The organism is Siminovitchia fortis (assembly GCF_007681465.1).
In the GTDB taxonomy this organism is placed as follows: Bacteria; Bacillota; Bacilli; order Bacillales; family Bacillaceae_C; genus Siminovitchia; species Siminovitchia fortis.
Map to the genome: position 1 here is coordinate 1 of NZ_VEKZ01000089.1, position 8,727 is coordinate 8,727.

Consider the following 8,727-nt stretch of genomic DNA (forward strand, 5'->3'; position numbering starts at 1 on the left):
ATCACGCTGAAGGAATTTGAATAAAGAAGGCCTGTTTTTGACGGAACAAAGTGATTCTTTACACGACTGTCGAATTTCAATCCACGCACTCACGAGGAGTGCGACAAAAGCTAACAGAGGACTTAAATTATCGGTACGTATTTCAATCCACGCACTCACGAGGAGTGCGACCAAGCGCGAAGTCACACGCAATACACGGCGCTATATTTCAATCCACGCACTCACGAGGAGTGCGACTCGAAGTTGAGGACTCTTTGGTAGATGTCGAAAAGATTTCAATCCACGCACTCACGAGGAGTGCGACATGATTCCGTTTGAAAGCCTCGACGCATCGAAATTATTTCAATCCACGCACTCACGAGGAGTGCGACAACCGACGGACTGGCGTTGTTCCAGTTTTCCGAAATTTCAATCCACGCACTCACGAGGAGTGCGACCGGGAGTGAGTTCTTTAACCAAATAATGATGGTTATTTCAATCCACGCACTCACGAGGAGTGCGACAATTAAAAGGGCTGAATAGATTGAGTGTTCTAACATTTCAATCCACGCACTCACGAGGAGTGCGACTCAAATCGGACGCTGGACTGGCGAAGGATTAGCATTTCAATCCACGCACTCACGAGGAGTGCGACCTTATCGGAGCGGTTTACGAATATGAGCCGGAAGATTTCAATCCACGCACTCACGAGGAGTGCGACAGGACGTGTTGTGGGGCGACGAAATAGTAACGTTTGATTTCAATCCACGCACTCACGAGGAGTGCGACGGTTTGGCTTATGACGGTGGGGCTCTACGTCAGAATTTCAATCCACGCACTCACGAGGAGTGCGACTTCAGCAACTGCAAGATGACAACAAGAAAATCAAAATTTCAATCCACGCACTCACGAGGAGTGCGACATGGTAGGGCTGTTTTTCGAAATTACACTACACCAGATTTCAATCCACGCACTCACGAGGAGTGCGACGCTTTTACCCCTTTCTAGTTGTAGATTTCATCCTTATTTCAATCCACGCACTCACGAGGAGTGCGACCTAACCACTCTCGAAAATCACGCCCAATCTCGTATAATTTCAATCCACGCACTCACGAGGAGTGCGACACTACCTTAAGTCCATCAATGAAAACTCAAGTATATTTCAATCCACGCACTCACGAGGAGTGCGACGTAAAAACTTAAGTACAGGATCACCGTCTTCTTGATTTCAATCCACGCACTCACGAGGAGTGCGACACATATTTCTGTAGGGCTCGTAGATTTCAAGGATAATTTCAATCCACGCACTCACGAGGAGTGCGACGCTTGGAATGAAAGCTCGCGCCGATATGTAACGATTTCAATCCACGCACTCACGAGGAGTGCGACAGCAATCGATAAATTCCACGACGGGGATTACGAAATTTCAATCCACGCACTCACGAGGAGTGCGACCTGCGGAGGCTTATTGCCTTCCCGATTGCCGAGTTATTTCAATCCACGCACTCACGAGGAGTGCGACTCGTAACCCCATCGGCTCTACTATCGAATTAGAAATTTCAATCCACGCACTCACGAGGAGTGCGACGATAGGTTACTTTCGGCACCGACCACTCGGCGAGATTTCAATCCACGCACTCACGAGGAGTGCGACCGTACCGTCTGCCAAATTTTCGCGAGCGTGTCGGTATTTCAATCCACGCACTCACGAGGAGTGCGACAGTCCGTTCGAAGTAAGCATCTCGTCAATATTTTATTTCAATCCACGCACTCACGAGGAGTGCGACGGCTGTACTCCATAAGATCTGCGTGAATTTTTGTATTTCAATCCACGCACTCACGAGGAGTGCGACGATAAAGTTGTATTCGCAATACGTTTTACTGACGAGATTTCAATCCACGCACTCACGAGGAGTGCGACTTATTTCGGGGTTCGGCGCGGTTATGACAGTAGTAATTTCAATCCACGCACTCACGAGGAGTGCGACAAGGAGGGCAAAATCATGCCAAAATATATTGCTAATATTTCAATCCACGCACTCACGAGGAGTGCGACTGGCATTATGGATGCGCCTATTGGATCGTCCTTGAGAAAATTTCAATCCACGCACTCACGAGGAGTGCGACGGTCAGGGTTCAAGAAAAGGTAACGAGTTCAAAGGTATTTCAATCCACGCACTCACGAGGAGTGCGACATCAAGGACCTGGAAGGCATGGAGCAGGAGTTTGAATTTCAATCCACGCACTCACGAGGAGTGCGACGTTAACTGGGTGCTAGGCAAACTCGGTGTAGACAAATTTCAATCCACGCACTCACGAGGAGTGCGACGATTCCTGCACACAGGAGGAGGTGATCAAGATGGTATTTCAATCCACGCACTCACGAGGAGTGCGACTCAACCGGTTGTAGGTTGTCTGAAGTCGCTAACATATTTCAATCCACGCACTCACGAGGAGTGCGACGGTATAACTTCAACGGGTATGAGTTTCTATGAAATATTTCAATCCACGCACTCACGAGGAGTGCGACGGGGATACTGAAACTAAGGTTGAAATATTAAAAATTTCAATCCACGCACTCACGAGGAGTGCGACAGCGAAATCAGTGAGTTTTTATCCAAAAAAAGGGTAATAATCACATAAACTCGCTATTTATTCCCATAAAAAGGAATACATTTGAAGTTATCTGGAAATTCGTTATCAAATCCAAGATATTTCGGGTGCGAATCCCCACGAAAAAGTATGAGAGCTGTATATTCGCACCATAATTAAATAATAAGTGTTCCTTCTATATCGTAAGATTCCTTCGCTCCTATATGATCTACCTTGCCTTTATAGTTTTTCCCCAAGTTATAAAATCTTAAGCTATCGGTTTCTTTATCAATAATTTCCTCTAATTGATATTTCAATTGTTTAAGTTGCGTAGAATCCAAAACACATTCAAATACGGAATTCTGAACCCTTTGTCCATAATCTAAACACTTCTTGGAGACTTTCCTAAGTCTTTTTCTACCTTCCGGAGTAGTGGTACTGACGTCATATGTTATTAACACAAGCACTCTTTCACCTACTTCCAAAAAAATGGTGGATATTCATCTAAGTCCCCACGTATATGCCTGGCTAATAATAATGCTTGAGTATGCGGTACCAGGCCCCAAGGAATCTTTTCATTTAAATAGGGATGCTGTATTTTTTCTTGCTTCTTTTCTTGCCATGCCATCAATACTTTTCTCCTAGTATCATCATCCATTATTACTGCTCCGCTTTCTTTTTGAAAGAACCCCTTATGATTGACAATTTTTTTATTAATTAACGATAAAACAAATCTATCTGCATAAACACCCCGCAGTTCCTCCATCATATCTAAGGCAAGAGATGCTCTCCCCGGTCTATCACGGTGTAAAAAACCAACATATGCGTCTAACCCCACAGATTCCAAGGCTGACTTTATATCATTCGATAACATTGTATAGGCAAATGAGAGTAAAGCATTTACGTTATCAAGGGGCGGGCGCTTATTTCTATATGTAAAAAAGAAATAGTCCTTTTGTTGGAGGATGAGATCGTCGAAAACCGAATTATACTGAACCGCCGCATTTCCTTCCAGACCTCTTAACGTTTCTAAATCCTCCACAGCCCGAACTGCTTTCATTGTTTCCGTTAATGTTGAGGTAATACGTTTTATCTTCGGAACATCTACTCTAAGAGGGTAATCCCTTGTAGCACGTTCTAAAATCCATTTCCCATTATATATTTTTCCAAGAATGAAATTCCTTGAAACAACAGCACTTCTTTTTTCATCATCTGATATTCTATATTGTTCCTTTCTTAAAATAACATTTCCTTTCGACTCTCCAATAACTCGTGCCAGAAAATTCCCATTTCTTGTCATAAAGGTTATTGAAATATCTCTTTTTGCGCAAGCACCCATTAACGCAGGGCTAGCTCCGGCATAACCAAAGGTACAAACAGCTTCTAAATTATGCAGAGGATACCTTCCAAGAGCATCATTTTCTTTTTTGACAACGATATTTTCTCCATCAAGCGACAGATAGACATCAGGAGAGGTTATGAACAAAGTGTTTAAAAGTTTCTTCATTCCTTTAACCTCCCTTCAATATAGCTTGAGACAGGTCTCTTTTTCAAAATAACCGGCAAACAAATATTTTGGAGGGAGCAGGACCGGCAATGGGGGCCCGTTTTTACCTTTGGCGTATATTTCTTTTGGAAATATTGATGCATCTCGGTAAAATACTTTATAACTTGATCCCGGTAGTAATCGGTAAAGGATACTTCCACTCGCTTTTTTATTTCACCATAGAAAAGATAACCCTTAGGAATCTCGCAAACCAGCATTTCTTCCAAGCACATCGCCTGCGCAGTTAATTGAAGAATATCAGAATCATCTTTCTTTGGTTTACCTCTTTTGTATTCAACAGGAACAGGAATGTAAGTACCTTCTTCGTTAACTAAAGAAATCCCTGTAGCATCTTTAAAAAATTCAACAACATCACATACCCCTGTGACTCCAAGTTCTTTTGAATGAATTGGCAGACCTCTGACAACCAGTTTATTTCCTCTTTTTTCACGAATCATCGGCTGATCAGCGCGTTTATGCAGATGCCTTCCTTCCACAGTTCTCACATTCTCTTCCCACTGCTGTTCAACATGAATCAATGCCCATTGCCTCTTACAGAATATAAAATGCTGGATTCCCGACAACAATAAATAGTCCTCTTCGTTATAGACCGTCATACTCTTGAACTTCGAGGCCATCTAGTTGGTGAAGGGTAATCTTATAATCATCGAACGACTTAGCCTCATTTAACCCTTCTTTTAAATTAATTTCCAATGATTTATGAACTTTTGCGGAAGAATACTGACCCATCTTGGTATTATGCTGCCACCAAAAGACTTTATTCACTTCCATACTGCCATCTGGGCGGGCTGATGATGCGTCATTTTCAAATAAAGTAATCAATGCCTCTCTTATTTTTTCAGCATCTTCAAACGTAAAGCCTGTTTTTTCCGCTAATTGTGTGTTTATACTTCCATAAAAAACATAGACTCCGAAATCTACCCTGTGTTTCATCCCCATCGTGTCTGACGTCTTTTTATCGGGATCTTTTGTGTTAGTTGTAGAATTCACGCTTTTTGTTATTTGCATACTGGATATATCAATTGGATCAAGACTTACAGCAGTATGAATAGATACGGGGCCTCTTACCCCAATAGAAACCTCCGAACCGCTGAATGCAAATACCTGTCCAAAACTGCGGACGTCCATCCATGATTCACACGCTATCTTCGCATATATCAAACTGTCTTTCTTCTTTCCTTTTGAATATTGTTGTAGTTCTTCATTACTGTCAACACGATCTTTTATGCTTCGGAACCCATCATTGCGTCTTTCATCAGACTGTACGAGAATAGGTTCTCCCATATCTTGGAGACGGTTACGAATCTTCCGTTTAATACAAACATCCGAGATTTCACCATATCCATCATAGTTCTGCCTAGGACGATTTCCGTTAAGCGGATCTCCATTTGGATTTGCATTTCTTACGGTCAGTACAACAGCAAAGTCAATTTTACGATCTAAAATAGTCAATTAAACCTCTCCTTTTTCGGCTTCTTTTTCTTTTTTACTCTTATATAATTCATGTCTTTGACTATAAAACCCAAGCAAATAAAGTCCGCTTAATGGTTTGTCATTAAAATCTTCCGGCTTTAACATTGCCCCTACCTCATCCAAGAGTTTATTATGGTAGCTCAGCCGAGTACCCAATTTTGCTTGGTATGGTTGAATATTTGCTTGAATGATACTCCATGTCCTGCTCGGATGCTGAGCAAAAGCATTCATATACCTAATAGCATTAGTAGCCCTTTTCTCATCATTATCTAGGGCGTTTCTTTCAAGTACATCAGCAATCGCCAACAGCCTTCCAAATAAATAATCGCGGTTATCGTTATCAACATCAAGCCCCACGGTTAAGCCCTCCTTTTCGTATGCTTTATTAATTAAAGCACACGTGATGCTAAGTGTTTTCTCCCACTCCCACGTCTCCATACCTACTGGATTAGAAGCTCTATTAAATGCACTTCTTACAATGTCAACTGGTATCTTCCTACCATCAATGATTGATGGCAGCATTCTTTCGACCAGCCCTTTGACCAGCTTGTCACTTGCTTTAGATCCATATGCAGCAAAGGCGATATCTTTTGTAGCAGGTGCCCCCATAAATATTATCGTTTTTTTATCTTCATCTTTTTTATAACGGTGCAGCCAGCAGCATGTTTTGTGCCATGATTCTAAACGATTCAAGAACAACTCTTTATCCATATCACGGTAATAAACGATCGCCATACGGCCAGGTGTTGCTGCATCTACAATCATGATGTTAACCTTTGATTTATAATCGGTGTCATGCCTGTAACCGGCAATTGCTTTTTGGACCTGGTTGGCAAATTCCTGATGCGTTACATCTCCAGTTGTTTCAGACACAGTATCATAGAGTCCCAAACTGTCCGTATCGTCGTGAGGATTAGGCAAATCTGATTCTTCTGTTCCCCATACGAGAAATACTTTTCCATCTATTGAAAAACCCTGTTTCGCGATCAACCATTTTAAGGCGTTATGCGCTTTTTGCGAGACCTCGTAACTTATAGAGGCTGCTTCCTGACTCTTCTTAAACCTTCCACGGAATGTAAAACCGCTTGTATCATTACCAGATATTAATTTGGACATATCTGCGGAATACCGAATTCTTGAGGCATGCCTCTCCGTTGTAGGGAGACTCTCTCCTGTCACATAGCAATAATCCTGATTTTGTAAAAGACTCTCATAGAACTGAATAAAAGACTCATATACTGAGCTGTCTCTCCACAATCTCGACTCTGGCTCTCCAATTTTATTTACAGAGAAACGAACAAACGCGTCGCTTTGATTGGAGGAGACAACCTTAAATAAATCAGGTTTTTCGCCATATTTTTCTTTGATACTATTCGTCCACTTTTCTATGAATTTATCATTTTCATCTACATAGATAATCTTTTCTTCTACTAAATCTTCAATAAGCCTTCCTTTGCTTAAATATGCGTAAACGCTTTCGACTTTCGGATGTGAGTATTCCGATTCGCACCAAGTTTTCAATTGGTCCATATAATCCTGGTACGGGTTTGTTTTTTTTATAGTCCCTCCATATTTTAAATAGTCACCAGCAACATACATGAGCTTATCAAACAAAGGATGAGGAACTGGAGCACTTGTTCTGCTCGCCGAGGCCTCAGTACATGGAATGATCGTACTGGCATCGTTTTTGTCAACAACTTTTGCAGAGACGAAATTACCATTATCATCCAAAGAAACTTCAATCTGCGCTGTTTGTGTCGTATGGGATATAGGAATAAGCGCAAACTCCTGATCATTTTTGTTTTTTTCAAATGCTCCTATTAACCCTTGATTATTTTCGTATGTATCATAGAGGTTTTTCAACCAGGTCATTTAATCACCCCTTTCCTGAATGACCTCTTTATAAAGTTCATCAGCTGATTGGATGTTTGATTGATTGAATTCCTTGGGCAACATTTCACCTATTGGACGAATCATAGTACATTCATCTGGACGGATGAACTTAATATAACCGTCTTTCATTGTGGGTCTCCATAACCGTGTCTCCATTTGATTTCTACCAGTTTCATCAGGGTAGTTAATACCATGAACCATTACACCGAAATCAATTTGCCCGTCATATTTGTCATAATAGCCTTCCCCTCTGCCAAACTCACAAGGTTCTACATAACCCTGACATTCTCTGGACCCTAGAAATATATCCCTGCGGCCGCCGGCTTTCACAGCTCGTTTGGCAATATTATGATGTTTGTGTTCATTACGATCGAACGCTAAGTCTGGCCTATGAGGATTAAAAATAAAGTGGGCCCTTACTTGATATCTTACATCCCGTAAGTATGTATAATAGGCTAATGTATTTCCTCCCCCGTACTCTATCGGCCGAATCCCTTTTGATTCTGTTCGGATTGGATTCATTACCCGTACTTCATCAATAATCCATATAATCGTAGGCTTCCAATAAATGGATTCAACAATCCCTTTTAAGCTTTGGTAAGTAGGAATTTGATAAGACATCTTTTCCCCGCCGATTTTTGTTAAGGGATCAGTGAATAACGCATAATTGCCATGAACTTCAAATTCAATTTGATTTCGCAAAATTACACCTCCAATTTAACGTGTTAAATTTGTGTAGTTACTATAAGTATTTATAGTGAAAGTATAATCATAGCAGTAAAGATGCTTTCCCACTGCTATGATTATTACTATTATTTCACAAATAGTGCCACAGCTTTCTTTAAAGTTTTTACATGCTGCTTTAATTCCCTATTCTCTTGTCGAAGCGCTTTTATTTCCCTAAGCAATTTATAAATACATTCAGCGCTAAAATTCTTTTTTTCCATAAAAAACTCCTCCAACCAAATTTTATAGATAATTTCTCCGTCAGCCAAATTTATCTTCTTGCTTATTATCATCTACAAAATTCACTGACTTCTGTTTATTATATCTTAAAATACTAATTAGAGGGTACATTTTTCTTCTTTTAAAAACTTGTGTTAAAATTAATATGTCGCCAGTTTGGCGTGGATTGAAATTTGCTTATTATTATCTGAGAACTGTATATGGTAATCTAAAAATGAACCACAATCGCACTTGAAAATTGAACCACTTCAATAGAA

General features: G+C 40.9%; 7 protein-coding genes and 1 CRISPR repeat array. All 7 genes read right to left on the minus strand.

Features of this window, described 5'->3' with window-relative positions; translation table 11 throughout:
* Window positions 1–73: 73 nt before the first annotated feature.
* Window positions 74–2,574: direct repeats of the CRISPR family, unit length 32 nt; unit sequence ATTTCAATCCACGCACTCACGAGGAGTGCGAC.
* A gap of 173 nt (window positions 2,575–2,747) precedes the next feature.
* The gene (gene cas2 / locus FS666_RS18290) at window positions 2,748–3,038 is read right to left on the minus strand and encodes a CRISPR-associated endonuclease Cas2 (RefSeq protein ID WP_144463665.1); all 291 of its coding nucleotides are present in this window, start codon (window positions 3,036–3,038) and stop codon (window positions 2,748–2,750) included.
* An 8-nt stretch (window positions 3,039–3,046) separates the two neighbouring features.
* Window positions 3,047–4,078, minus strand: a complete 1,032-nt coding sequence (cas1c, locus tag FS666_RS18295; protein ID WP_144463664.1) for a type I-C CRISPR-associated endonuclease Cas1c — start codon at window positions 4,076–4,078, stop codon at window positions 3,047–3,049.
* Window positions 4,075–4,734 carry a CRISPR-associated protein Cas4 gene (gene cas4 / locus FS666_RS18300; protein ID WP_144463663.1) on the minus strand — a complete coding sequence of 220 codons (660 nt, stop codon included), beginning with the start codon at window positions 4,732–4,734 and terminating at the stop codon, window positions 4,075–4,077. The genes cas1c and cas4 overlap by 4 nt, the downstream gene beginning before the upstream one ends.
* A complete protein-coding gene (gene cas7c / locus FS666_RS18305; protein WP_144463662.1) occupies window positions 4,721–5,590 on the minus strand; it encodes a type I-C CRISPR-associated protein Cas7/Csd2 in 870 nt (289 codons plus the stop codon). Before cas7c ends, cas4 begins: the two co-directional genes overlap by 14 nt.
* Entirely contained in the window at window positions 5,591–7,483 is a 1,893-nt protein-coding gene (gene cas8c, locus FS666_RS18310) for a type I-C CRISPR-associated protein Cas8c/Csd1 (RefSeq protein ID WP_144463661.1), read from the minus strand.
* Window positions 7,484–8,206: a type I-C CRISPR-associated protein Cas5c gene (gene cas5c, locus FS666_RS18315; protein ID WP_144463660.1), complete on the minus strand. Its 723-nt coding sequence runs from the start codon at window positions 8,204–8,206 to the stop codon at window positions 7,484–7,486.
* 110 nt (window positions 8,207–8,316) lie between these two features.
* Window positions 8,317–8,451: a hypothetical protein gene (locus tag FS666_RS20530; RefSeq protein WP_260842238.1), complete on the minus strand. Its 135-nt coding sequence runs from the start codon at window positions 8,449–8,451 to the stop codon at window positions 8,317–8,319.
* Between the last annotated feature and the right edge of the window lie 276 nt (window positions 8,452–8,727).